The sequence below is a fragment of the Paenibacillus sp. S-38 genome (assembly GCF_049942825.1).
Lineage (GTDB): Bacteria > Bacillota > Bacilli > Paenibacillales > NBRC-103111 > Paenibacillus_G.
Map to the genome: position 1 here is coordinate 2,230,019 of NZ_CP187970.1, position 25,076 is coordinate 2,255,094.

Sequence of the window (25,076 nt, forward strand, 5' to 3'; positions counted from 1 at the left end):
GCGGATATGCACGATTTCTTCTTATATTTTGCGCTATAATCAAAGGACTAAGGGAAGGAGGGGGGGAGCCAAGTTGGAGGTTCTACATTACCACAACGCAGCGGGAACGTTCATCGTATCCCACCGCAGGGCAGACAGCCATCATATGCCGGCGAGCCATTTTCACAGTACCTATGAAGTCTACTATCTGATGTCCGGGCAGCGGGAATTCTTCATTCAGGACCGGACGATGGTGATTAGCGAAGGCGATGCGGTGATCATCGCTCCGAATATCCTGCACCGGACGACCAATACGGAGAAGCCGAAGCATGAGCGGTTCATCGTGAATCTACATCCGCAGGATATGATGTCGGCGGATGGTTCTCTTCCGGACATTCTGCAGCCGCTGTTCAACAACGATGTTCTGATCGTCCGGTGCTCCCTGCATGACCGGCTCCCTATCGAGGGGCTGGTGCACAGTATGATCCGGGAGGTACAGGACAGGAAGCCCGGCTTTGAGATGTATGCCCGGACGATGGTTCTGCAGCTGCTCATCCACTGCTGCCGGCTGCTTCAGCAGAATACGATGGAACCGCTTGAATCGCCGAGCCCCATGCATGAGCGAATCTCGGAGATTGTTCAGTATATCAACTGCCATTATATGGAGGAGCTGACGCTGAACCTTGTGGCGGAGAGGTTCTACGTCAGTCCCTATTACTTGAGCCGGTTTTTCAAAGAAGCGACCGGATTTACGTTCGTGGAATATGTGAACAGCGTCCGGATCAAGGAAGCGAAGAAACTGCTGGAGCATTCCTCCCTGAAGGTGAACCTGATCGCCGCGAAAGTAGGCTTTGGCAGTATTACGCATTTCGGCCGGGTGTTCAAGTCGGTCACGGGGAATGCACCGTTATTTTATAGGGGAGGGAAATAACGGGGTCGGTTCCGCTTTCGCCCCGGTCGATCATGTAATTCTGTACTGATAAATAGGGGCAAACGATGATGGGCGCAGGCCTTATTTTCCAATCGATGAGCTATCGCTCGGAGACATCATCATGATAGGCGGCCGCACATTGTCCAGCTGCGCGCGGCTGCTAGTGCGGAACGGATTTAAGCTATGCATGCGGAATCTCTAAGGAATGATCCCGAGCATCTGAAGTTTCTTGGTGGAGTCCTCCCTGCGGAACTACGACCTAAGAGCACCCCGAAAACAAGAAGGCGAAGACCTGGATTATATATCCGGCGTAACACAGCCCCAAAAAGATTGCCTTAAAAAGCCGCGGCTTTTTATGACGGCTTACGCCAATTCCAAACATCATAATAAAGATAAGTAAGATTACACGAAGAGGCCGTCGCTATTACGGGGCGACCTCTTCTTTTGTTTTCCATATCGAAAAAAAGATCGGGAGCTTGTTCAATTTTTATTCCTGCACAAGTCCGTTGCTAATAAAAGAGTTGCGATTTTCTCAGCAACTCTTGAACTATAGCACAACAAATATATATAAGGGCCAAGCATCCCGCTGAACACCATACCCTAAAATATCGTAAGATGAAAACCTGAGCATCTACATCCATTCCAGCACCGGTGCCAACTTCGCATTCTTGTAATGGATGGCGGTTTCGAATTATATTACAAGTGATGATCAGAGAATAGTGAATTTTTTTGCCCCTTCGCTCTGGTAAGATACGTGTAGACAAGGAACATAACAAGAAAGTGGGGCGGTAAGTTTGAACAAGACAACCACCATCGTATGTGCGGCGCTGCTCGCATCCAGCCTGCTGACGGGCTGTTCGGAAGAAGCCGGGAAAGCGGGTTCGGCTTCAGGAGGAAAGGGCCAAGAGGAGAAGATCACGCTCACCTTCTGGAGAAACTCGGGGAATGACGCGGAGAACGCGGCCTATGACAAGCTGGTCGCTTCCTTCATGGAGAAGCATCCGGATATTGCCGTGGAGATGACACCGATCCCCTATGCGGACTACGATACGAAGCTGCGGGTGTCCATTGCTTCGGGCAGTCCTCCGGATATCATGGCGCTGGATGCCCCGACACTCGGCTCTTATGCGCACGCGGGGGCGTTGAAGCCGCTGACCGCGTATTTCAAAGCGGACGGCAACCTGGAGGATATCCCCCCCTCTACGCTCGCTACCTATACGTACCAGAACGAGATCTATATGGCCCCGCTGACGGAATCCTCAATAGCCCTGTTCTATAACAAGAAGCTGTTCGAAGCCAAGGGCATTCCGCTGCCTTCCAAGAATCCGGAGGAGCCCTGGACCTGGGAGCAGGTGCTGGAGGCAGCCAAGAAGCTGAGCGATCCGGCGAACGGGATCTTCGGTATTGATCCGGCCCAGGGCTTCAATAACGCGGGGGCGACGGCTTACTTCAAGTATCCGATCATCTGGCAGTTCGGCGGCGAGATCATGGATGGGGAAGGGAAGACCTCCAAAGGGTATTTGGATTCGCCGGAAACGAAGAAGGCGCTGCAGTTCTTCTCGGAGCTTTACAACACACACAAGGTCTCCGCATTGGAATATCCGCCGGATCCGTTCCCGAACGGCAAGCTTGGCATGACGGTGGACGGTTCTTGGTCGCTGGCGTATCTCACCGAGAAGTTCCCGCAGTTCAAGCTCGGGGAAGATTATGACATCGCTCCGCTGCCGAAGGGTACCCGGCAGGCCGTGGCGAATGGAAGCTGGTCGCTCGGCATTTCCTCGAAGAGCCAGCATGCGGATGCCGCCTGGAAGTTCGTGAATTGGGTGACGAGCAAGGAAGGACAGGTCACGTACAGCACAATGACCAAGGATATTCCATCCCGGTACTCAGCCGCCAAGGAGTTCCCGGAGCTGAACCAGTATCCGAAGAACGTATTCGTTGTGCAGAACCAAAAATTCGGCCGACCGCGGCCGATCACACCGGTCTTCCCGCAGATGTCGGAGGCAGTCAACAAGCTCTTTGAAGAGGTGGTCATCGGGAAGCGGAATGTGGATGCGTCCGTGGCCGAGGCCATCAAGAAGATCGATAAGGCTTACGCGGATCTCGGTGCCCAAACCAAATAGTTTCATTCACTCGCAGCGCGGAGGCGGTTCCTGTTCATGGACGCCTCTTTCGCTGTTTCATTCCGCAGTTCCATTCGGCTGTTTACAATCCATAGATAAGAGGGCGGGGGGTCCCATGTGTTTTTCTCACTGCGCAGCCGTCTCATGACGGCCTTCTCCATCCTGATGATCGTGCCTTTCGCCCTGCTTGCCTTCACACTCAGCGAGCAGGCGGAGGAGATCATCCAAGCTTCCGTCGAATCGTCCGCAGCACAGACAATAGACCAGTTTGCATCCCATGCCGTTACCCTCATGACCCAGATCGAGGATATCGGCAGCCAGGTGATGAGCAGCCGTACGGCTCAAGCGTGGGCCGCCCTGGAGCTGGACCGGGACCGGTCCACAGCCGAGGCGGTACTGGCCAAGCAGGCACTTCGTGAGTATATGTCCTCGTATGCGCTCAATAATTCGAACGGGATCTCGATCACCACGTATACGGAGAGTGCCGGCGGGATGTGGACGCAGGACCGGACATACCGGAACAGCGAATGGTATCGGCGCTATCAGACGGAGAACCTTCAATGGACGGCGGCGCACCAGGATAACGACCAGGGAGATCTCACTCTGCGGAACCGAGAGGTGAACAGCTTCGTGCTCCCGCTGGTCCACCTGCAGTCCCTGCGTGCCGCCGGCATTGTGAAGGTCAATTATCCCACGGCCCTGCTGCGAAGCGCGATCGGCAAGATTCAATTCGGAGAGACGGGGAAGGTATTCCTGCTGACCGGGGATGGAGGAAGCGTGCTGAATCAGGATCTGTCCGGACATACGGAGCTCCTCCGGGAGGCGCTGTCCAAGCTGAAGGGGACGCCAGCGGGACAGCTGGGCGGCGTCTTCTCCATCGAGCATGAGGGGGTGGATTATTCGATTTTCTTCCGCAAGCTGCCAGCGGCGGATTGGACGATTGTCGGCGAGGTGCCGGAAGAAGAGCTGTATGCCCAAATCAAGCGGACGCGCCGCACGATCCTTCTCGTCACCCTTCTGCTGCTTGTGGTGGCCGGATCCGCGGCTTACCGGCTCTCCGCTGGCGTGACCCAACCGCTCAGCGCCATGGCCAGGGCGATGAAGCACGTGAAGCTCGGAGAGTTCGCCGCCGCTCTCGGGCAGATGCAAGGGCAGAAGACATCCGGCAGTGAAGTGGGCTATGTGGCCGGGGAGTTTGAACGGATGACGCAACGCCTGCAGTATTTGATCGAGACAGAATACGAGACGAACCTGCGCCGCAAAAGTGCCGAGTACAAGGCGCTGCTCCTGCAGATCAATCCGCATTTCTACAATAATACGCTGGAGATCATCACTGGACTTGCGGCGATGAAGCGGGAGGACCTGGTCATGGATGCGGCAGAGGCACTGGGTAAAATGATGCGGTATTCGCTGAATCTTAACTCCGATCTGGTCCGGGCGGGGCAGGAGCTCGATTATATCCGTGACTATCTGCTGATCCAGCAGCTGCGGCATGGGGACCGTTTGAAGCTGGCCGTCAGGGATGACGGGCCGTCCAGACAGCCTTACATCGCCAAGTTCATTCTCCAGCCCCTTGTGGAGAATGCTGTCAAATACAGTCTCGAGAAGGAAGGGACCGCAGAGGTTGAGATCAGCGCCGGGATCTCCGGAGAACGCCTTGTGCTGAGCGTGCGGGATAACGGCATCGGCATGAAGCCGGAGCTGGTGCGCGAGCTGCAGGCGGAAGGCGAATCCGGAGATGCGGTGCCGATCCTGGACAGCGAGGGGCATAGCATCGGGCTGCGCAATGTGCTATCCCGCTGCCGCCTGCAGTACGGTCAGGCGTTTCGGCTCACTCTTCAATCTGCCCCCGGGAAGGGGACAGAGATCATCTTGAATTTGCCTATCCTAAGGGGTGAGCCGCATGTATAAGATTATGCTGGTTGATGATGAAATCGGGGTCCGCTCCAGTATCAAGGCCAAGATAAACTGGGAAGCGGCCGGCTTCCATATCGAGTCGGAAGCGGCGAACGGGCTCGAAGCGCTCGAGCTGCTGGAGGGGCGCGGGCTCCCCGATGTGGTCATCTCGGATGTGCGGATGCCCCGCATGGACGGCATCGCCTTCATGAAGGCCTGCCGGGATAAGTACCCCGGCCTGCGGATTATCGTGCTCTCCGGGTATTCCGACTTCGAGTATATGAAGGCGGCCATCCAGCTGGGGGTGAAGGATTATCTGCTGAAGCCTGTGGTCCGCAGCGAATTAACGGACCTGCTCGCCAAGCTCTCTGCCGAGCTGAAGGAGGAGAAGAACCGCAGCCGCGAGCAAGAGAGAGAGCAGCTGCAGACAAGCCGGCATCTGAGAACACTGCAGGAGCAGCTGATCTGGCAGCTGGTGAAGGACGAGGACTTCAGCCTTGCGGCGGTGAGGGAGAGGCTGCGGCAGCTGCAGCTGACCGGACTTGCCGGTGAGGGGCTGCAGGTCCGGTTCGCGGCGGTCGAGATGCGTGTACCTCCCGGACGGCTCGATGACTGGAGCGAGCGCAAGGAGCTGCTTGCCGTCGCGTTTCAGATGGTATGCAGGGAAAGCGCGGAGCCGTGGCCGAATGTCTACCCCCTCTACGATTACAGTTATCCCTCCATGATGTACTGCCTGTTGACGCGCAGCGGCTGCGGCAGGCCGGATGAGCTGCCGGCGGAAGACATGCTCCGCGAGCTCCAGCGGAATATCAAGCGGTATCTGAGGGTGGAGACCGTAACGGGTCTGGGAGACTGGGCTGCGGGGCTTCAGGGGCTGAGGGATGCCTATGCTTCCTGCATGCTCGACTGGAGTCAGGGTACGGTTCAGCGGCGCGGGGAGGGCGGGCAGCCGGATAAGGAGACGGTGCATACACTGCCTGCAGAGTTGGAGCGGAAGCTCGTGCTGTCTCTCGAGAATCTCGATGCGGAAGGCACAGGAAGAGTGCTCCGGGAGATCTTCCATAAGGACGGGGATCTGTCGATGTTCGCCTTTACGTTCCTCAGCTTCCGGGTTATTCTGCTGCTTGGCTCGATCGCCAAGAAATTCGAGCTCGGCGACCCCTCGCTCCAGCAGCACCTGTGGAACTGCCAGATGACCCTCCGCCAGTTTCATTCCAGGGACCAGGTGGTCGATCAGCTGAAAAGCCTCGCGGAGCTCGTGATGAAGGAGGTGCGGAAGACGCGCTCCTCCGGCGGACAGCAGCTGGCGGAGGCCGTCCGCCGGTACGTGGAAGAGAATTACGCCTACGAACTCTCGCTGGCTTCGCTGGCCGAGCGTTTCCATATCAACGAAACCTACTTGTCCGGTTTGTTCAAACAGAATGCCGGCCTCACCTTCAGCGATTACGTCACGAAGCTGCGGATGGAAAAGGCCGCTTCCCTGATGGAGGAAAGCGGGCTGAAGCTCACGGATATCGCCACCCTGGTCGGCTATTCCAGCTCCAGTTATTTCAGCACGGTATTCAAAAAATATTACGGCCTCAGCCCCAAGGAATACAGGGATGCGCTGCCGTCCCGCCAGCCATAGCGCTGCAGGAAAGCAGGGCCTCATCTTCGGATGGGGCCTTTATGCCGTTCACCGGATGTCCGTCCGCTAAACAAATCACAACAAAAGACCAGAGGATAGTGAAATGATTCATGGCTTAATTTCGCTACAATAAGGTCAGCCAAAACGGGAGCAGGGCGCAGTGGAGGATAAGAGATGCGGGGGATAAGACATGGAAAACGTAATTGGGAAGAAGAGGCCTGCAGGGACCGCAAGCCGGCTGCTGGCCGGCATACTCGCCGCTTCCTGTCTTGGTCTTACGGCGGGGTGCACAGTTGAAGAGCCCGGGAAGGGAGGCGAGAGGGAAGTGAAGGAACAGAAGCAGGACGCATCGCAGAGCGCAGCATACCGGTATCATCCGGACCCTGACTATTATACGGAACTGCACCGTCCGCAGTATCACCTGTCTCCGCCAACAGGGAACCTGAGCGATCCGAACGGGATGGTGTATTTCGAGGGCGAGTACCACCAGTTCTACCAGAACAGCGGCCAGTGGGGCCATGCGGTGAGCCGGGATCTGCTGCACTGGGAGCATCTGCCGGTCGCGCTTGCCCGGGACCCGCTCGGAGAGATATGGTCCGGAAGCGCCGTGGTGGACTGGAAGGATACGAGCGGCTTCTTCGGGGGGAAGCCCGGGCTGGTCGCGGTCTTTACCCATTTCAAGGGCGGTACGCAGTCGCAGAGCATCGCCTACAGTGCGGACCGCGGCCGGACATGGACCAAGTACGAAGGGAACCCGGTAATCCCGAACCCGGGATTGAAGGACTTCAGAGACCCGAAGGTGATCTGGCATGAGCCTTCCAATTCATGGGTGATGGTCGTCTCGGCGGATCAGAAGATCCTATTCTACACTTCAAAGAATCTCAGGGATTGGAAGCTGGCCAGCGAGTTCGGAACGGGGCAGGGCTCCCACGCGGCGGTGTGGGAATGTCCGGATCTGTTCGAGCTGCCGGTGGAAGGCACCGGAGAGAAGAAGTGGGTGCTGCATGTCTCGATCGGCAGCAATGCGGCCACCAAGGGATCCACCGCGCAGTATTTCATCGGTTCCTTTGACGGAACTCTGTTCCGGAATGAGAATCCGCCGCAGCAGGTGCTGTGGACGGACTATGGCAGAGACTTCTACGCGGCCGTCTCCTACTCGGATATCCCGGCCGAGGACGGCAGGCGCATCTGGACCGGGTGGATGTCGAACTGGCGGTATCCGTTCGGGATGCCGACGACGCCATGGAAGGGCAATCTCTCCATCCCGAGGGAGCTGCGGCTGCGGGAGATCCCGGGCAGCGGGCTGCGGCTGGTGCAGCTGCCCGTCAAGGAGCTGGAGCAGCTACGTGGTAAGCCGGTGCACGCCGCCGGCAGGGAGCTGGGACCGGGCCTCCACACGCTGGAAGGGATGAAGGGAAGCAGCTATGAACTCCAAGCGGAGTTCACGGTGAGCACAGGCGCCCGATTCGGCCTGAAGGTACGCAAGGGCAGCAGCCAAGAAACCTTGATAAGCTATGATGCTGATGCAGGAAAGCTGACGGTGGACCGATCGAGATCGGGGGTGAGCGCCTTCGAGGCTGACTTCGCCGAGACGATGGAGGCCCCGCTGACACTCAAGGATGGGAAGCTGAAGCTGCACCTGTTCGTCGACGAGTCAAGCCTTGAGGTCTTCGGCGGGGACGGTGAGGCGGTGGTATCCGCCATCCTATTCCCGGATGCCCTGAGCAGCGGGCTGGAGCTGTTCGTCTCGCAGGGCCACGTCACGCTGGAGGAGGCACGCTTCTACCCGATGCGCACCGTCTGGCGGGATGAGGACCCGGACAGCCGCGTGCCGCGTCGGATCGTGCTCAGCCGCGGCAGCCTGGACCTGCAGGCCGGAGGCAGCGCCAGGCTGCGGGCTGCGGTGATGCCCACGGGTGCTCCCCAGAAGCTTCGATGGGAGTCCAGCGATTCTTCCGTGGCCGCAGTCCAGGCGGACGGGGAATCGGAAGCCGTCGTATCAGGAGGGAAGCCGGGCGAAGCAGAGATCAAGGCGGTAACCCCGGACGGCAAGGTATCCGCTACAGTCAGCGTGTTTGTCTATGAAGAGAAGAAATAATGGAGAGGGGAGCCGGCCATGGAGCTGAGAACCGCAGTACCGGCGGCACAGCCGAAGAAGACAGTGAGCCGCTTTCACCGGCATGAACGCAGAACGGCGGCAGGGTTCCTGCTGCCTGCCCTGATGCTTCTTCTGGTATTCGTCTTCTACCCGATGGCGCAGGCCATCGTGATTTCGTTTCAGAATTATTCGCTGGTGGGCTCGAAGCCCTCGTTCGTGGGCCTGGATAATTATGCGGCCCTGCTCTCGGACCGGAACTTCTACAGCTCGCTGAAGCATTCGTTTTATTTTGCGCTCGTGGTGATTCCGCTGCAAACCGCGCTCTCTCTGGGCCTTGCGCTTCTGATCCAGAAGCCGGGCCGTCTAAGCGGGGGGCTGCGTACGATTTATTTTATCCCCGTCATCATCTCTACCGGTGTGGCGGCTACGGTCTTTAAGCTTATCTATAACAAGGAGTTCGGCCTGCTCAACACGTTCCTCAAAGCGCTGGGACTGCCGGTGACGAGCTTTCTGTCCGACCCTGAGACCGCCATGAACGGAGTCATCGGGCTCGGGATCTGGAAGGCCGCCGGCTTCTTCATGATCATCTTCCTTGCGGGACTGAACAACATTCCCCGGGATTTGTACGAGGCGGCATACGTCGACGGAGCCTCCCGGCTCCAGCAGTTCTGGAGCATCACGCTGCCCCTGCTGAAGCGGACGATGGCCTTCGTGGTCATCATGACGACGATCGATGCGATCAAGCTGTCGGGACTTGTCTTCGTGCTCACCAATGGTGGACCGAACGGATCTACGGAGACCGTGGTGTTCTATATTTACAAGCTGGCATTCCAGCAGATGCAGATGGGGTATGCGACCGCTGCGGCCTTCGCGCTCTTCGCGATCGTGCTGCTCATCTCCCTCATTCAGATGAAGCTCTTCAAGGAAGAGCAGTAAGGAGTCTGTACGTCATGAAGCTAACTCTTCGAACGCTGAAATATATCCTGATGCTGCTGCTCGCGGCGGTTTCCCTACTGCCCATCGTATGGATGGTCTTCGGGTCCTTCCGGCCTTACCAGGAGCTGTTCAAATACTCGTCGAGCCTCAGCCCGCATATCCTGATCCCGGTCGAGTTCACGTGGAAGAATTATCAGAATGTGATCTTCAGCACCCGCAATCCGTTCCTGAGGTTCATCGGCAATACGCTGTGGGTCGCCGGCGCGGTCACGGCCGCCGTCCTGCTCATCAACAGCTTGGCCGCCTTCGCCTTCGCGAAGCTCCGCTTCCGCTGGAAGCCGGCGCTGTTCGCCCTCTTCATGTCGGCGATGATCATTCCGGGTGAAGTAACACTCGTCCCGAACTATCTGCTGATGCACGATCTTGGCTGGCTCAACTCGTACAAAGCGCTGATCATTCCCTCGATGCTGTCGGTCTTCGGCATCTTCATGCTCCGGCAGTTCTTCGCCGAAATTCCCGATGAACTGCTGGAGGCGGCCCGCATGGACGGGGCTTCGCTGCCGAGGACCTTCCTCAGTGTCGTGCTCCCCGCCGCGGTTCCCGCCCTCATTACGCTGGGGCTGATGACCTTCCTCGGGAACTGGGACTCGTATCTCTGGCCGCTGATCGTCATCAACGATCATAAGATGCAGATGATTCAGGTGGCGATCGCCGCATTCTCTTCCACGGAAGGAACGGATTGGTCCCGAATTCTGGCGGCAAATACGATATCGACGGTCCCGATTCTGCTGCTGTTCCTGTTCCTGCAGCGGTATTACATCCAGGGCATCACGATGTCCGGAATCAAAGGATAAAGCAATTTCTTTTCTTACGACTGGTAAAGGGAGAATGATATATGAATGTCAAGGAACCGAATGCCGTGAGCGCTGCTGAGGATGGAGGGATTCCTCATGCCATCCGGATTGATGAGGCGAACCTGGCCCTGGAGCTGCTTGCGGCTGCCATTCCGGTTGACGGATACCGTCTCCGGTATCACCTGATGCCTCCGGCCGGCTGGATGAATGACCCGAACGGGCTGATCTATTACCGCGGCGAGTACCACGTGTTCTACCAGCATTACCCGTACAAGCCGATGCACGGGCCCATGTACTGGGGTCACGCCAAGAGCCGCGATCTCGTGCACTGGCAGCATCTCCCGGTCGCACTGGCACCGTCCGAGACGTATGACCTCGGCCAGCAGGGGGGCTATGGCTGTTGGTCGGGCAGCGCGGTGGACGATGAAGGCGTGCTCACCTTGATCTATACGGGTCATGTGGACGGCCGACGTCCCGAAGAAGTTCAATGCCTGGCCCGAAGCGAAGACGCGATCCGGTTCGGGAAGGATCCGGCTAATCCTGTCCTTGAGGGCGCGCCTACAGGGGCGGCCGGATTCCGGGACCCCAAGGTATGGAAGCATGACGGCCGGTGGTACATGATTCTCGGATCCGGAAAGGAAGGACGCGGAGAGGCCCTTCTGTACGCCTCCCCCGATCTGCGCGAATGGTCCCCGCTCGGCACAGTGGCGGAGAGCGACGGGACCTTGGGCGATATGTGGGAATGCCCGGACCTGTTTCCTCTGGGGGACAAGGGGGAGCATGTGCTGATCTTCTCCCCGATGAACATGGGGGCGACGAAGACGATGTATCTCACCGGCCAGATGGACTATGGTAATGGCCGGTTCAGCCGCCGCTATGGGGAGCGGCTGGACTACGGGTTTGACTTCTATGCACCGCAGACGTTCCTGGACGGGAGCGGACGCCGCATTCTGATCGGCTGGATGAATATTTGGGGCGCGGCGATGCCGGAGCAGGAGGAAGGCTGGATGGGGGCGTGCACCCTGCCGCGCGAGCTGCTTCTGGCGGAAGACGGCTCCCTGCGGATGAAGCCGGTGGAGGAGTTGAAGGTTCTTCGCGGAACACATTTCGGTACAGGCCCGCTCACAATTGGCCCGGACGAAACGGTGCCGGCCGGTACGAGAGGCGATGCACTGGAGCTGAAAGCCGTGTTCGATGCCGGTGCATCCGGGCAGGCGGTGGAATTCGGTCTGCGGGTCCGCTGCTCGGAGGACGGGGAGGAATTTACGGAAATCTGCTATTCACCGGGCAGCGGGAAGCTGACCGTGGACCGCAGCCGGTCCGGCCGTGGAGAGGGAGGCGTGTGTGAAGCGCAGCTGCTTCCGATGGAGGATGGCCGGGTGGAGCTGCATGTGTTCCTGGACCGCTCGTCTCTGGAGGTCTTCGCCAATGAAGGACGGAAGACGATGACGAACCGGATCTACCCGGACAACAGCTCGCTAGGCATTCACCTGTTCGCAAGGAAGGGGGAGGCTGTACTCGAACGTCTGGATCTATGGGAGCTTCGGCTTCGGGAGAGAGACGGTGCAATGGAATAAGCGGGGACGAACCCCAGGAGATAACGAAAGAGCGCAGGGATGGCTGCGCTTCTTTTGCCGGACAAAGTAGAGCGCTTACATGAATGGCGGCCGGAAAGGGGGCGAGGCCCGGTCAGCAAGAGGGAAGGCGAAGGACGGGAATTCAATGGTGAAGGAGGCTGAAGAAGGATGAGTAACAAGATGAGTAACAAGATGGGAAACAAAGACGGATTGAAGGCGGGAATACGCACGCTGGTTCTCGGCGTATGGATGGTGATGCTGATGGGATGGGCCAATCTCCCCCACAGTTATGGGGCCGAAGCCAACAATGTGACGGGCTGGACGGCGGCGGGTGGTACATGGACCTCGGCAGCATCAGGCTGGAGAGGGACAGCCCCCGGCGGCCAGAATATGTATGCGCTTTCCAGTATAAGCTCGGATGATTTCACCTATGAAGCGGAAGTGACCGTGGTGGATGCGTACGCGGTCGGTACGCTGCTGCTCCGCTCAAACGGGGATGGGACCAAGGCCTACGCCCTGCAGGTGGACCCGAATATGGACCGGTTGCGCCTGTATAAGACCGCAGGAGACATTACACTCGGAGAAAAGACGATGGAGATCGAACCGGGACAGAGTTATAAAGTGCGGGTGAAGGCGGAAGGAACGGTACTTAAGGTGTATTGGGGCACGACTTACGACCCGGTGATGACAGTAACGGACGCCTCCTATACGGTTGGGCTGGTGGGAGCCGGCGTATATAACGGCAGCGTCCTGTTTCAGAATGTGAGGATCGGTTCGCTGCTCTCGAATCTCCAGAACTGGACGGAGACCGGGGGCCGCTGGACACCTCACCTGGGCGGCATGAAGGCAGTTACCCCGGGGGCAGCCCATGCCTTCCGGATAGCGGAAACCCCCTATACCGATTTCGTGCTGGAAGCCGATCTGAAGGTGGATGGAGGAACGCCGCTGGGAACGGCGGGCTTGCTCTTCCGCGGCAGTGCGGCGGGCACACAGGGGTATGTGGTGAGTCTCGACCCGAACCTGGACCAGGTCCGTCTCTTCGATGCGGACGGCGGGGCGACCATCGCGTCCAGGAGCATGGCGGTCGAGGCAGGTCGAAGCTACCGTGTCGAGGTCCATGCGGTCGGTTCCAGCATCAAGGTCTACATTGATGGATATGCCGCGCCGGCAATATCGGTGACGAACACCCGTTACACGGGCGGACGCATAGGCACTAACGCGTATAACGGGACGGTCTACTTCCAGGACGTGTATGCCTGGTCCTCCGCCTCTTACTATGCTGAGAAGTACCGCCCTCAGTATCACTACTCGATGGCAAGAAATTGGATCAGCGACCCGAACGGTCTCGTGTACTATGAAGGCGAGTATCATCTGTTCAATCAGGACGGAGGTAAATGGACGCACAGCGTCAGTCCGGATCTCCTGCACTGGAAACGCCTGCCGATCGCGCTGCCCTGGAACGATCAGGGACATATCTGGTCCGGCTCGGCCGTCGTGGATGCGAATGATGCCTCCGGACTCTTTGGCGGGGGCTCCGGGCTGATTGCCTATTACACCATGTTCCATCCCGACAAACCGAATGGCAACCAAAAAGTCGGAATCGCTTACAGTAAGGACAAGGGACGCACCTGGTCGTATTATGGGGGCAACCCTGTCGTGCTGAATCCGGGCGGTCCCGACGGGAACTGGGGTTTCCGTGACCCTAAGGTGGTCTGGGACGGCGAGCGTTCACGCTGGGTCATGGTCGTCTCCGGCGGGGATCATGTCCGTTTCTTCACATCCACAGATCTGCTTTCCTGGACGTATGCCAGTTCCTTCGGCTATGGCGCTTATCTGCATGCCGGAGTATGGGAATGCCCGGATCTCTTCCAGCTGCCGGTAGACGGCAGCCTGTCGAACCGCAAGTGGGTGCTGTCGATCAGCACGGGCGGTGCGGCGGTTACCGGGGGTTCCAGCGCGGAATACTTCGTCGGTTCGTTCGACGGCACGGCATTCACGAGTGACAACCCGGCAAGCGCCGTACTCCGTAATGAAGCCGGCAAAGACTTCTACGCCTCGATGTCCTTCGACGGCATTCCGGCTGCCGACGGACGGCGCATCTGGCTCGGCTGGATGTCCAACTGGGATTATCCGTTTGGCTTTCCGACTACCGCTTGGAAGCACATCATGTCCGTACCCCGGGAACTTCAACTTAGGACCATCGCCGGTGAAGGCGTAAGGCTCGTCCAGACACCTGTCCGGGAGCTGCAGTCCCTCCGCGGGAGCGCCAGCAGCTGGACCAACAAGACGATTACGCCAAGTACCTCGAATCTACTCGCCGGCTTATCCGGCAGCGCCTATGAGATTGAGGCTGAATTTGAGCTGCCGGGCACAGGCGCCGCATCCGAGTTCGGCTTCAGGCTTCGCCAGGGAAGCAGCGAGCAGACGGTGGTCGGCTATACTCCAGCCGCCTCTAAGCTGTTCGTGAACCGGGCAGATGCCGGGGAGGACGGCTTTGCTCCCGCGAGCTACGGCACGCTCCAGGAAGCGGTGCTGTCACCGGCGGGCAATCGGGTGAAACTACGTCTGCTCGTGGATGAATCCTCGGTCGAGGTGTTCGGCGGCGACGGCCGAGTCGCCTTCTCCAACCTGATCTTTCCGGATCCGGCCAGCTTGGGCATGTCACTATATACCATCGGCGGCAGCGTGAAGGTCGTATCTCTGAACGTGTATCCGCTGACAAACACATGGAAGCTGTCAGCGGCACCAGATAAGATCAAAGGCAATGGGAAAGACAAAAGCAATACAAAGACAAGTCCGGCAGCGGCGCTCTATAATACCAACCAGCTGCATGCAGGGGCTTACCCATTTGGGCATATTAATTAAGGCTGTTAGGTTGTAAAGTAAACAAAAAGAAGAGCCTGTGCAGATGCATGGGCTCTTCTTTTTGGGGTGGATTTAGGGAAGGTACGGAAAGGACAAGTATCCATAAGAAAAACTCCTTTTCTTGGATGGGTAAATCTTCGTTCAACTTATATAGATGAGACGAGAGGAGAATTCTTCCAAAAAAAATACTAAGTTCAACTTATATCGTTTTGTAGATTCGTATAGATTTTTATAGCTAAGACTTATACTGAAAATGAAAGCGGTTTATTGTAAAGTTAAACTATTTAGGAGGAATTTTCAAATGAAAAAATTAACAGGAAAGAAAATCGCGGCTGTCACTGTACTAACATTATCTCTTATATCCACAGGATGTGCGGCAAAAAACCAGCCGAATGTACAAACAAAACATACGACCCCAATTGAATCCGCTTCCATAGAAAATAAGAACAATGCTGTCAAACCCAATTTACCCAACATTCATATTTTAACAATGGGCGGCACGATCGCTGCGGCCGGCTCTAGTGCTGCTCAAACTACCGGTTATCAGGTGGGGGTTCTGACTCCGGATCAACTTATTGAAGCGGTGCCATCATTAAAAGATATTGCTAACCTGACAACGACTCAAGTGGCGAAAATGGATTCAGGGACATCCAACACCGATGCTGTCATGGTTAAGCTGGCGAAGGAAGTTCAAAAGACATTGGATGATCCAAAGTATGACGGCGTAGTCATCACCCACGGTACGGATACATTGGAGGAGACTGCTTACTTCCTCGATTTGACTGTTCATTCCGATAAACCGATCGTGTTCGTCGGCTCCATGCGTCCCTCAACGGCATTGTCTGCTGACGGCCCGTTCAACCTATACAATGCTGTAGCGCTAGCCGGTTCTAAAGAAGCCGAGGGTAAAGGGGTACTGATCTCCTTTAACGATAAAATTGGAAACGCGCGGGATACTTTTAAAACCAGCACTACCGGCGTTGATACCTTCAAAAATCCGGAACTAGGCTACCTTGGATATATGCAAGGAGGTAAACCTTACTTTTACAACTTGCCGGTTAGAAAACATACAAACCAGTCCGAATTTGATATTCGCAGTATGACTGAAGATCATTTGAAGCGTGTCGATATCGTCTATTCACATGCCAATGATGACCGTGTAATGGTTGACGCGGCGGTTTCGGCTGGAGCGAAAGGGATTATCCATGCCGGTACAGGCAATGGCTCCGTTCATGAAAAAACACTTCCAGGTCTACAGGATGCTATAAAGAAAGGTGTTGTCGTTGTTCGCGGTACCCGTGTACCTGAAGGTATAGTTACCAGAGAAAAAATCGATGACGACAATAAATTTGTCGTTTCCGACAATCTGAGCCCTCAAAAAGCACGCATCTTGCTGATGTTGGTACTCAGCCAAACCCAAGATATACAAAAGATTCAAAAGGATTTTAACCAATACTAAGAATAGGAGGATTCTAATGCACACATACAATATCAGGTTGACAATGCCGATCACGAAGAAGCTGCGGAAGAGCGCGATAATGGCGATCACGTTCAGGGTCGAGAGCGTAATCGTCCGGGGTGTTCCGGCATAGCGCAGCAGCAGCTCGGAAACCGCTGCCGTCAGCTCGAGCGGCACGCCGAGCACCCAGAGCAACAGCGGCCGGTCCAGACGGCTGACCTGCACGATGAAGAAGGCAGTGCCGTAAGCCAGGTAATAGAACAGCGCGGGATAATGCATCTGCAGCAGGCGGCCCCAATCAGTCTCCCCGTAGCCTCCCTTGTAAAATAGGTTTAAAAGCGTTTTAAAAATTATTGATAAGGTGGGATCCTATTGAAAAATTTCGGTCTGGCGTTTCAAATTCTGGCGGGCCTGATTCTAGGTATCATCGTCGGCGCCATCTTCTACAGCAACCCAACGGTCGAGGCTTATCTGAAGCCGCTCGGCGATATCTTCCTGCGTCTGATCAAAATGATCGTCGTGCCGATCGTCATCTCCTCGCTCATCGTAGGGGTAGCCGGCGTAGGCGACATCAAGAAGCTCGGCAAGCTGGGCGGCAAAACGATTCTGTATTTCGAAATCGTAACGACCATCGCCATCATCTTCGGCCTCCTCGTCGCCAATGTCGTGAAGCCGGGGGCCGGCCTCAACATGGAACAGCTGACGAAGAGCGATATCTCGAAGTATGTAGATACGACCGAGAAAGCGACGAACCACAGCTTCACGGATACCTTCGTCAACATCGTGCCGAAGAACATCTTCGAGTCCTTCGTGGCCGGTGACATGCTCGCGCTCATCTTCTTCTCCGTCATCTTCGGTCTCGGCGTAGCCGCAATCGGAGAGAGAGGCAAGCCGGTGCTCGCCTTCTTCCACGGCGTGGCGGATGCGATGTTCTGGGTGACGAACCTCATTATGCGTTTTGCGCCGATCGGCGTCTTCGGACTCATCGGGATCACCGTCTCGAAGTTCGGCGTGGCTTCCCTGCTCCCGCTCGGCAAGCTGGTCATCTCCGTATACGCCGCCATGTTCCTGTTCGTCTTCGTCATTCTTGGGGCGATCGCCAAGCTCTGTGGAACGAGCATCATGATGTTCATCCGGATTCTGAAAGACGAGCTCATTCTCGCGTACTCTACGGCAAGCTCCGAGAGCGTGCTGCCGAAGGTCATCGAGAAGATGGAGAAGTTCGGCGTGCCGAAGGCCATTACCTCCTTCGTCGTACCGACCGGTTACTCGTTCAATCTCGACGGCTCGACGCTGTACCAGGCGCTGGCCGCCTTGTTCATCGCCCAGATGTACGGCATCGATCTCTCGATCTCCCAGCAGGTTACCCTGATGCTCGTTCTTATGGTAACATCGAAGGGAATCGCCGGCGTGCCGGGCGTATCGTTCGTCGTCCTTCTGGCAACACTGGGCTCCGTAGGGATTCCGCTGGAAGGCCTTGCCTTCATCGCGGGCATTGACCGGCTACTCGATATGGCCCGGACGGTCGTTAACGTGCTCGGCAACTCGCTGGCCACCGTCGTGATGGCGAAGTGGGAAGGGCATTACGACCAGAAGAAGGGCAATCAATACTTGGATTCCATCAAACAGGCGGCATAACCGTGAAGGTCCGCCGGTAAGGGGAGAATGGGATGACATCAGGTCAGGTGCGGGTAGAAAAAGATTTTCTAGGTTCCCGGGAGGTCCCCGTCGAAGCCTATTACGGTATACAGACGCTGCGGGCCGTGGAGAATTTCCCGATCACGGGCTACCGGATTCATCAGGAATTGATCCGGGCCATGGCGTACGTGAAGAAGGCGGCGGCGCTTGCCAACATGGAGACCGGGCAGCTGAACAAGCGGATCGGCGAAGCGATCGCGCAGGCCGCGCAGGAGATCATTGAGGGCAAATGGCATGACCAGTTCATCGTCGATCCGATCCAGGGCGGAGCCGGCACTTCCATCAACATGAATGCGAACGAGGTTATCGCCAACCGGGCCATCGAGCTGCTTGGCGGGACCAAGGGGGACTATTTTACCGTCAGCCCCAACACGCATGTCAATATGGCCCAATCCACCAATGATGCTTTCCCGACCGCCATTCATCTGTCGACGCTGACCCTGATCGGGAAGCTTACCGTCACGATGGAGGAACTGCTCACCACGTTCCAGCGCAAGGCGCTCGAGTTCGATCCCATCATCAAAATGGGCCGCACCCACCTGCAGGACGGCGTGCCGATCCGGCTCGGGCAGGAGTTCGAGGCCTACAGCCGGGTGCTCGCCCGGGACATCAAGCGCATCAAGGCGACGCGTGAGCACCTCTACGAGGTGAACATGGGCGCCACCGCGGTCGGTACCGGGCTTAACGCCGACCCGCGCTACATCAAGCGGGTCGTCGAGCATCTCGCCGAGCTGGTCGGCCTGCCGATCACAGGCGCCGAGCACTTCGTGGATGCGACGCAGAATACGGATGCCTACACCGAGGTGTCTGCGGCGCTCAAGGTGTGCATGATCAACATGTCGAAGATCGCCAACGACATCCGCCTTCTGGCCTCGGGTCCGCGCGCCGGCTTCGGCGAGCTGCTGCTCCCGCCCCGCCAGCCCGGCTCCTCCATCATGCCCGGCAAGGTGAACCCGGTCATGGCCGAAGTCGTGAACCAGGTCGCATTCCAGGTATGCGGCAATGACCATACGATCTGCCTGGCCGCCGAGGCCGGACAGCTCGAGCTCAACGTCATGGAGCCTGTGCTCGTCTTCAACCTGCTGCAGTCCCTAGGCATGATGAACCAGGTGTTCGATGTGTTCCGCAAGTATCTGCTGGAAGACCTGCAGGCCGATGCGGACCGCTGCCGGGAGTATGTGGAGAAGAGCGTCGGCGTCATCACCGCGCTCAACCCGCATCTCGGCTACGAGGTCGTCGCCCGGATCGCCCGCGAGGCGATCGTTACCGGCCGGCCGGTCCGCGAGCTGTGCCTGCTCTATAATGTCCTCACGGAAGAGGAGCTGAACACGATCCTCGATCCTTACGAGATGACGAACCCGGGCATCGCCGGAGCGCAGCTGCTCCACCGCGGGGATCCGGACAAGTAGGAAGGTCGGACACAGCCCTCACAACTTAATTGCTGGGGGGTTGTATGAACCCTTTGGGTTTAAATAGGCCAGCGAAGAGATAATAAATGATGGAATCATACGTTTACTTCAATTTTTTTAAAAAGCTGTTTATATTATAATACAAATGGCAGTCGGCATAATTCTGACAGCCTGGGATGACGATAAAGTTGAATAAAGAGCCTCAGCAGTTGGTCAGACGACCAGCTGTTTTTTCGTTACTAACGGAAAAGCGGAGTTACCGCGGAGCAGCAGAGCGAACTATCGCCTGAGGAATTACGATCTGATATGAATCATTTTATTAATCAATTGAATAAGAAACCGTGGGATTGAGGCGGAAAAGCTTTATAAAATCCGCGGAGAAGGTAACTGCTTACGATTACATAACTAAGTGGATAATTGAAAATGACTATACTTATAATGATGTTTCTTATTATATTGAAAGATACGACGAGAAGACAATAATAGAATCAGATGATGAATTATGAAATAAGAATATTCTGTCCGGTAAAGAAGAAATGAGCACATTGAACTAAACATTCCTGTATAGCCTAAGAAATCGGCTTTGTCAAAAAGGAGCGCCTCAGTATGATGATGGGTTTTATGGCAAAGGAAACACATGTAGCACAAGACACTAACTTTCGGTTGATCGTCCTTTCCAATCGACATTCCGCCTTCAAGAACACTGCGGAAGGATTTGAAAAGCTGCAGCGATAGATTGGGTCACTGCAGCAAAAACACCGCTTAAAGAGCTTCATCGTTGGGATGGAGCCGACAGGACATTACTGGTATAACCTGGCCAATTGGCTGGTTGAACTAGGAATCCATGTGGTGTTGGTAAGGAAAATCGGCTACGAGGGGGATGCATTCCGCGATACGTTTGAGGTCAATACCTTTGCTCCTTACTAGAGGAGGGGGCGAAGACGGCAGTGCGTCTGGCTACTTTGCCTGAAGATGGTCCGACGGGCGGCTTCTACTACCTGGATAGTCAGCTTCCATGGTAAAAAGGAAGACCCACAGTATAGACTAGCAGACCTATAGTTCCTGACAAAGTCGCGTAACAGCGGCTTTTTTTGTTGAGGCCATACTTTCCAAAAATGTAACCTTCCGTTTAGGTTTTGTTTATACATGGTTAGCGTAGGTTGCTCCGGTCCGCGGAGGAACGATAGCTTCATAGAGCATTCATGATCGCCCCGGCTGCTGCTCCCGTCTGCTATAATGGGTGTAAGTCGAATAAACAGGAGATCCATAGGGTATGAGCTCTCATCCATCAGACCGTATTAAATTGCCGCCAGGATTCTGGGCAGCATTAGACCAGTTAGGGATTGCTGCTCAAGACATAGCTCGCAAAGCACGGCTGCCGCACACCATGATTACTTCACCTGTCGTTACCACCGACCAATATTTCGCGATCTGGCAAGCGTATTCGGAGCTTATCGGAGACACGGCTCAAGGTATCATTAAGCTTGCGACCGTCTTTGAAACGGCAAAGTATCCTCCGACCGTCTTAGCGACTTACCACGCACGCGACTACCGTGATGCTCTTAATCGAATGGCGCGCTACAAGCAGCTGTGTCCCCCCGAGCACCTGCGTGTTACCGAGCAGGGCGAGTTCGCAGCGATCGAACTGGGATGGCTGAAGGAACAACCCGGTCCGCCCCTGCTGGCAGGAATCACCCTGGCCTTACTTCTGGAGCTCGGGCGGCGGGGTACGGGGCTGCCTCTGACTGCGCGGTTGGTCGAATTTTCGCACGCCATGGGTGATATGCAGGAACTTGAGGCTTACTTCGGCTGTCCTGTCCGGACGGGAGCTGAAGGCAACCGGCTGATCCTGCATCGAAGTGATCTGGACCTTCCTTTTGTCTCGTTCAATGAAGAACTGCTGGACATCCTGACTCCCGTTCTGGACCGAACGCTGGATGACCTGCAGGACGGCCGCTCCCTTACCGAGAATGTCAAACGGCTTATAAAGCGCAGTCTCCCAGAAGGGCGCCCCGACATTCAGGTTGTCGCGAAGAAGCTGGGAATGAGCGACCGTACCTTGCAGCGCCGACTCCATGACAAGAATACGAGCTTCAAGCACCTGCTGACACAAGCCAAACAGGAGCAGGCACGGGTATATTTGGCAGACCCCTCGCTGGATATCAAAGAGGTGGCGTTCTTGCTTGGATATGAAGACCAGAACTCCTTCTATCGTGCCTTCCGGCTTTGGGAAGGCGATACACCTTCACATTGGCGTGAGAAGCAAGAAGGTTGGCGCCGGATACTAGTTACTGAACCATACTGAAAAGGTATGATAATCCCTATCCGAGGAACAAGACTGCAGACGACTGGAGACATGCTGTATGGAGATGGGATTGAAAAATAAAGTTGCTTTAGTTACCGGATCAACCAAAGGGATAGGCAAAGCCATTGCTGTTGAACTTGCCAAAGAAGGTGTGAATGTACTCATCAATGGACGAAATGATGAAGACGTAGAACGGACGGTAAAGGAGATCAAATCGGATTTTCCGGCCACCTCCCCCCAGAATGCTGCAGCCGATATCGTGGATCCGCAGCAAAGGGCTGCCCTATTCGAACAATACCCCCATATTGATATTTTAGTTAACAATATGGGGATTTATGAAGTCATGCCATATGGGGACATTGACGATGAAGTATGGGAAACCTACTTTCGTACGAATGTTCTGGCTGCCAATGGATTGTCTAAATTTTATTTGCCCGGCATGTTGAAGCATGACTATGGCCGTATTATATTTATTGCAAGTGAAGAAGCCGTGATGCCTTCCGGATTGATGCCTCAGTATGCTGTGACCAAATCGATGGTACTGTCGTTGTCCAAAAGCCTGTCGAAATTAACAAGAGGAACAGAAGTTACAGTGAACGCCATCATGCCGGGACCCACCCTTACTGAAAATGTACACCGGATCATCGATGGGATTTACCCTGGTGACGAGATGGCTTTTGCCGAAAAAGAGAAGAAGTTTACGGCTGCCAATCTGCCTCAATCTGAGCTGCAGCGATTGATCCAACCTGTTGAAATAGGCAGACTAACGGCATTTATGTGCAGCCCTTATGCCGGCGCATTCAAAGGTTCTCCTATCCGTATGGATGGGGGAATGGTCCCGACCATTTATTAAAGACAAAAACAATATCACAACGAGAACAGGGTGCAGATCGCCGGTGTGGCAGCTGCTCCCTGTTCTCGTTGTGCTGACAACCGGTTTACGTACAACCAGAGCAGGCATGAGTTCAGGCTGCCTGACTTTTGGTGCACGATGAATGGTACAATGTGAATAGGAGTTAAAATTAACAGGATCAGGAAGGTGGTTAGCATGAGCATATCCAATCAAGAGTATATTGTCATCTCAGGGGCGAGGGAAAACAATCTCAAGAGCGTATCCCTGCGCATTCCCAAGCGGAAGATCACGATCTTCACCGGGGTATCCGGATCCGGCAAGTCATCGATCGTGTTCGACACCATCGCCGCCGAATCCCAGCGCCTGCTCAACGAAAACTTCAGCATGTTCGTCCGTAACTTTCTGCCGCGCTATCCGCAGCCGGATGCCGACGCGATCGAGAACCTGAGCATGGCTGTTATTGTGGACCAGAAACGGCTGGGAGGCGGGTCCCATTCCACGATGGGCACGATTACCGATATTTCTCCCATACTCCGTCTTCTCTTCGCCCGAGCGGGTCAGCCCTATATCGGGCAGGCGCACATGTTCTCGTTTAACGATCCGCAAGGCATGTGTCCCGAGTGCAGCGGGATCGGACGCAGCCTGTGCGTCGACATGAGCAAAGCGCTGGACAAGTCCAAATCGCTCAATGAAGGGGCAATCCTGCTGCCGGGCTACGCGGTGGACAGCTGGGATTGGACGATGATCGTGCAGTCGGGACCCTTCGATCCCGACAAGAAGCTCAGCGATTATCCGGTGGAAGAGCTGGAACAGCTGCTGTACGGCAAGGCGAGGAAGGTAGCCACGCAGTTCGGCGGGAAGACGATGAACATGACCGTGGAAGGCGTGATCGAGAAGTTCACGAACAAATACATCAAGCAGGATGTGAAGACGAAGTCCGAGCGTACCCAAAAAGCAGTTGCACCCTACATCACCGAAGGTCTCTGCTCCAGCTGCCGCGGCGCAAGACTCAGTCAGGCCGCGCTCAGCTGCCGGATCAATGGCCATAACATTGCGGAGCTCTCCTCCATGGAGGTTGGACAGCTCATCCGCGTCGTTCGGGAGATCGACGATCCTGTCGCCGCACCGGTTGTGGAGGCGTTGACAGAACGGCTGCAGCATCTGGTGGATATCGGACTGGATTACTTGACACTGAACCGGGAGACGGATACATTGTCCGGCGGCGAATCGCAGCGAGTCAAGATGGTGAAGCATCTGAGCGGCAGCCTGGTGGATGTGACTTACATCTTCGATGAGCCCAGCGTGGGACTGCATCCCCGTGATGTACACCGGTTAAACGGGTTGCTTCAGAAGCTGCGGGACAAGGGCAATACCGTGATCGTCGTCGAGCATGATCCCGATGTGATCAAGGTGGCGGATCATATCGTTGACGTCGGGCCTCACGCCGGCAGCCGCGGCGGTACTATCGTGTATGAAGGAAGCTTCGAAGGCCTGCTGGAGGCGGGGACGCAGACAGGCACCCATATGAAGCGGCCGCTTCAGCTGAAGCAGGATTGCAGGCAGCCATCCGGCAAGCTGTCCATCAAGGATGCCCAGCTGCACAACCTGCGTAACGTGAGTGTCGATATTCCAACCGGAGTGCTGACCGTAGTGACAGGGGTCGCCGGCTCGGGCAAAAGTACGCTGATTAACGAAGTATTCCTCAGCCAGCATCCGGATGCGATCGTCATCGACCAATCGGCGGTAGGTGTGTCGACACGCTCGAATCCCGCGACCTACACGGGGATTATGGACGATGTGCGCAAGGCGTTTGCTTCCGCGAATAAGGTGAGCCCGGGCTTGTTCAGCTTCAACTCGAAGGGAGCTTGCGAGAACTGCCAAGGGCTGGGTGTCGTGTATACAGACCTTGCATTCCTCGACAGTGTGAAGCTGCCATGCGAAGTATGCGGAGGCAGACGGTTCAAGGAAGAGGTGCTCGCATACAAGCTGAACGGCAGGTCGATTGCAGAAGTGCTGGAGATGACGGTGGAGCAGGCACTGGATTTCTTCGAGCTGAAGGAGGTTGTGCGCAAGCTACAGGCGATGAGTGATGTGGGGCTGAACTATATTACACTCGGCCAGCCGCTCAGCACGCTCTCGGGCGGGGAGTGCCAGCGCATCAAGCTGGCAAGCGAGCTGCATAAGAAGGGCAGCATCTACGTGATGGACGAGCCGACGACCGGTCTGCATATGTCGGATATCGGCCACCTGCTGGAGCTCATGAACCGCCTTGTGGATGCCGGCAACACGGTGATCGTCATCGAACACAACCTGGAAGTGATCAGCCGGGCGGATTGGATCATCGATATGGGACCGGATGGGGGAAGCAAGGGCGGCCAGGTGGTGTTCGAAGGTACTCCCGCGCAGATCATCCATGCGGAGCAGTCGATCACAGGCAGATACCTGGTGTAACGCATCCCACCCCCT

Annotated in this window: 15 protein-coding genes and 1 pseudogene; all 16 read left to right on the forward strand. The window is 56.0% G+C overall.

Going from position 1 to position 25,076, the window contains the following annotated elements; all coding sequences use genetic code 11:
• The first annotated feature begins 73 nt into the window (after window positions 1–73).
• The 16 genes and pseudogenes from ACP26L_RS10600 to ACP26L_RS10675 all read left to right on the forward strand — a co-directional run bounded on the left by ACP26L_RS10600 (window position 74) and on the right by ACP26L_RS10675 (window position 25,061).
• The gene (locus ACP26L_RS10600; protein WP_426452490.1) at window positions 74–910 is read left to right on the forward strand and encodes an AraC family transcriptional regulator; all 837 of its coding nucleotides are present in this window, start codon (window positions 74–76) and stop codon (window positions 908–910) included.
• Between the two features lie 794 nt (window positions 911–1,704).
• Window positions 1,705–3,033 (forward strand): ABC transporter substrate-binding protein, encoded by a 1,329-nt coding sequence (locus ACP26L_RS10605; RefSeq protein ID WP_426452491.1) that lies wholly within the window; start codon window positions 1,705–1,707, stop codon window positions 3,031–3,033.
• 117 nt (window positions 3,034–3,150) lie between these two features.
• Window positions 3,151–4,944: a sensor histidine kinase gene (locus tag ACP26L_RS10610; protein WP_426452492.1), complete on the forward strand. Its 1,794-nt coding sequence runs from the start codon at window positions 3,151–3,153 to the stop codon at window positions 4,942–4,944.
• On the forward strand, window positions 4,937–6,556 hold the full coding sequence (locus ACP26L_RS10615) for a response regulator transcription factor (RefSeq protein WP_426452493.1): 1,620 nt from the start codon (window positions 4,937–4,939) through the stop codon (window positions 6,554–6,556). Before ACP26L_RS10610 ends, ACP26L_RS10615 begins: the two co-directional genes overlap by 8 nt.
• A 190-nt stretch (window positions 6,557–6,746) precedes the next feature.
• Window positions 6,747–8,654, forward strand: a complete 1,908-nt coding sequence (locus tag ACP26L_RS10620) for a GH32 C-terminal domain-containing protein (RefSeq protein ID WP_426452494.1) — start codon at window positions 6,747–6,749, stop codon at window positions 8,652–8,654.
• 18 nt (window positions 8,655–8,672) lie between these two features.
• Entirely contained in the window at window positions 8,673–9,590 is a 918-nt protein-coding gene (locus tag ACP26L_RS10625) for a carbohydrate ABC transporter permease (protein WP_426452495.1), read from the forward strand.
• Between the two features lie 14 nt (window positions 9,591–9,604).
• A complete protein-coding gene (locus ACP26L_RS10630) occupies window positions 9,605–10,444 on the forward strand; it encodes a carbohydrate ABC transporter permease (RefSeq protein WP_426452496.1) in 840 nt (279 codons plus the stop codon).
• A 41-nt stretch (window positions 10,445–10,485) separates the two neighbouring features.
• Window positions 10,486–12,021: a glycoside hydrolase family 32 protein gene (locus ACP26L_RS10635; protein ID WP_426452497.1), complete on the forward strand. Its 1,536-nt coding sequence runs from the start codon at window positions 10,486–10,488 to the stop codon at window positions 12,019–12,021.
• Window positions 12,022–12,189: 168 nt separating this feature from the next.
• Window positions 12,190–14,886, forward strand: coding sequence for a GH32 C-terminal domain-containing protein (locus ACP26L_RS10640; protein WP_426452498.1), 2,697 nt, complete (start codon window positions 12,190–12,192; stop codon window positions 14,884–14,886).
• A 301-nt stretch (window positions 14,887–15,187) separates the two neighbouring features.
• Window positions 15,188–16,345, forward strand: a complete 1,158-nt coding sequence (locus tag ACP26L_RS10645) for an asparaginase (RefSeq protein ID WP_426452499.1) — start codon at window positions 15,188–15,190, stop codon at window positions 16,343–16,345.
• Window positions 16,346–16,717: 372 nt separating this feature from the next.
• On the forward strand, window positions 16,718–17,983 hold the full coding sequence (locus tag ACP26L_RS10650; protein WP_426452500.1) for a cation:dicarboxylate symporter family transporter: 1,266 nt from the start codon (window positions 16,718–16,720) through the stop codon (window positions 17,981–17,983).
• A gap of 32 nt (window positions 17,984–18,015) precedes the next feature.
• Window positions 18,016–19,452: an aspartate ammonia-lyase gene (aspA, locus tag ACP26L_RS10655; protein ID WP_426452501.1), complete on the forward strand. Its 1,437-nt coding sequence runs from the start codon at window positions 18,016–18,018 to the stop codon at window positions 19,450–19,452.
• Between the two features lie 923 nt (window positions 19,453–20,375).
• Window positions 20,376–20,474, forward strand: a pseudogene (locus ACP26L_RS10660) (SDR family oxidoreductase); the annotation flags it as partial.
• Window positions 20,475–20,725: 251 nt separating this feature from the next.
• Complete coding sequence (locus tag ACP26L_RS10665) at window positions 20,726–21,757, forward strand: AraC family transcriptional regulator ligand-binding domain-containing protein (RefSeq protein WP_426452502.1); 1,032 nt, start codon at window positions 20,726–20,728, stop codon at window positions 21,755–21,757.
• A gap of 58 nt (window positions 21,758–21,815) precedes the next feature.
• Window positions 21,816–22,610: an SDR family NAD(P)-dependent oxidoreductase gene (locus ACP26L_RS10670; protein ID WP_426452503.1), complete on the forward strand. Its 795-nt coding sequence runs from the start codon at window positions 21,816–21,818 to the stop codon at window positions 22,608–22,610.
• A 195-nt stretch (window positions 22,611–22,805) separates the two neighbouring features.
• Window positions 22,806–25,061 carry an ATP-binding cassette domain-containing protein gene (locus ACP26L_RS10675; RefSeq protein ID WP_426452504.1) on the forward strand — a complete coding sequence of 752 codons (2,256 nt, stop codon included), beginning with the start codon at window positions 22,806–22,808 and terminating at the stop codon, window positions 25,059–25,061.
• Window positions 25,062–25,076 lie beyond the last annotated feature (15 nt).

Excerpts from the sequence above, each read along its gene's own strand:
- ACP26L_RS10615 (WP_426452493.1), top strand. The coding sequence starts at position 4,937 with ATGTATAAGATTATGCTGGTTGATGATGAAATCGGGGTCCGCTCCAGT.
- ACP26L_RS10620 (WP_426452494.1), top strand. The coding sequence starts at position 6,747 with ATGGAAAACGTAATTGGGAAGAAGAGGCCTGCAGGGACCGCAAGCCGG.
- ACP26L_RS10625 (WP_426452495.1), top strand. The coding sequence starts at position 8,673 with ATGGAGCTGAGAACCGCAGTACCGGCGGCACAGCCGAAGAAGACAGTG.
- ACP26L_RS10630 (WP_426452496.1), top strand. The coding sequence starts at position 9,605 with ATGAAGCTAACTCTTCGAACGCTGAAATATATCCTGATGCTGCTGCTC.
- ACP26L_RS10635 (WP_426452497.1), top strand. The coding sequence starts at position 10,486 with ATGAATGTCAAGGAACCGAATGCCGTGAGCGCTGCTGAGGATGGAGGG.
- ACP26L_RS10640 (WP_426452498.1), top strand. The coding sequence starts at position 12,190 with ATGAGTAACAAGATGAGTAACAAGATGGGAAACAAAGACGGATTGAAG.
- ACP26L_RS10645 (WP_426452499.1), top strand. The coding sequence starts at position 15,188 with ATGAAAAAATTAACAGGAAAGAAAATCGCGGCTGTCACTGTACTAACA.
- aspA (WP_426452501.1), top strand. The coding sequence starts at position 18,016 with ATGACATCAGGTCAGGTGCGGGTAGAAAAAGATTTTCTAGGTTCCCGG.
- ACP26L_RS10665 (WP_426452502.1), top strand. The coding sequence starts at position 20,726 with ATGAGCTCTCATCCATCAGACCGTATTAAATTGCCGCCAGGATTCTGG.
- ACP26L_RS10670 (WP_426452503.1), top strand. The coding sequence starts at position 21,816 with ATGGAGATGGGATTGAAAAATAAAGTTGCTTTAGTTACCGGATCAACC.
- ACP26L_RS10675 (WP_426452504.1), top strand. The coding sequence starts at position 22,806 with ATGAGCATATCCAATCAAGAGTATATTGTCATCTCAGGGGCGAGGGAA.